Raw genomic sequence first — 1187 nt, 5'->3', positions numbered from 1 at the left:
CGGGCACCGAGAAATCAGCGACGGCCCAGTACAGCGGCCACTGGCTGCTCCTGCGCTGGAACTCTTCCAGAAGGCGTCGCGGGCTGTCCGTCGCACGGCGCCCGCCGAAGCACATGAACAGAACGGCGTCCTTGAGTTCATTGCTCCCGGCCAGCGTGACCGGAGTGCGCAGCGTCTGTTGCTCGAATCTTCCCACCTCGTCGGCCGCGAACGGCGGACGCAGGTGGATGGTGAGCGCACCGTTCTTGGAGGTGCGGCTCACGCCGACCTCCAGCCGGTCCGCGTCCATCCTTGCCGGCATCTGCTTCTGCAGACCTGATGACGCCGGGATCCAGTGGCCGAGGGTGTCTGCGACTCCGGGGAAAACGAACCGCACGCTGTAGGCGCCCGCCTCGGGCATCACTTCCTCGCCGCCCCACGGGTTCTGCGGAAGCAGGAAATCGGCGGTGAACGCATTGCTTCCGTCGTTGGTGCGGACCTGCAGAACCGCTTGAGAGGACAACCCGCGGTCACCGCATGACATGCATGTCCGCTGTGCCTGCAATACGCAGGGTCCGCTTGTCGGCTGAGACTTCGACGGTCGAAGCAATGATTCGGCTCTTGCGCTCTTCGACGGTGATGAAGCCGTAACCGGTCAATCCCAGCCTGAGGCCTCGGGTCTGATCCGAGTGGGACTCCAACTCCGCGGTTCCCTCCGGCCACGCCACCGGCTGCGGGCCCTTGGCACCGCTCGCCAGGCGCAGTTGCCATTCATATTCGGTGGTAATGCCTGCGCCACTTCCCAGCGCCGGGACGTTGATGACGTAGACAGACCGGTTTCCGTCAGCTTCCTGGAAAGTCGCGGTCTTCCGTATGCCGAACTTTCGGCTCTCGATGGATACTCTGGCGGGAACAGGGGCTCCGTCAGCGGCTTCAACAGTCAGCCGCAGGGTTCGCCCGGTGAGGTCCACGGATGTCGCCACGTAGAGCGGCGTCACCGGAACGAAGGTCAGGCCAGTGGTTGCAGCGCGCATCTCCACGGCCATCCGGGAGGAGCCCACCATCGGCCCCACGGGCAACTGCCCGGTGGACCCGGTCAGGTCACGGAGCCTCAACGGCGCTGCGATTGTCCGGCCGCCGGCGCTGACAGTCAGGAGGAGGTGCCAGTTGGCGGGCGCCGTGGCCTCATCGTCTGCCAGCATCACGGC

At 65.6% G+C, this 1187-nt stretch carries 2 protein-coding genes; both read right to left on the bottom strand.

Annotated elements, in window-relative coordinates; all coding sequences use genetic code 11:
- A partial coding sequence (locus tag LQV45_RS34150) for a hypothetical protein (protein WP_230012296.1) occupies nt 1-502 on the bottom strand: 502 nt, incomplete at its 3' end.
- Nucleotides 503-509: 7 nt separating this feature from the next.
- Nucleotides 510-1187 (bottom strand): hypothetical protein (locus tag LQV45_RS34145; RefSeq protein ID WP_230012293.1); only part of this gene is annotated, 678 nt, incomplete at its 5' end.

Source organism: Microbacterium sp. Bi128, assembly GCF_918698205.1.
The sequence above is the reverse complement of the archived record's forward strand: the minus strand, read 5'-3'. Positions and strand labels throughout refer to the sequence as shown.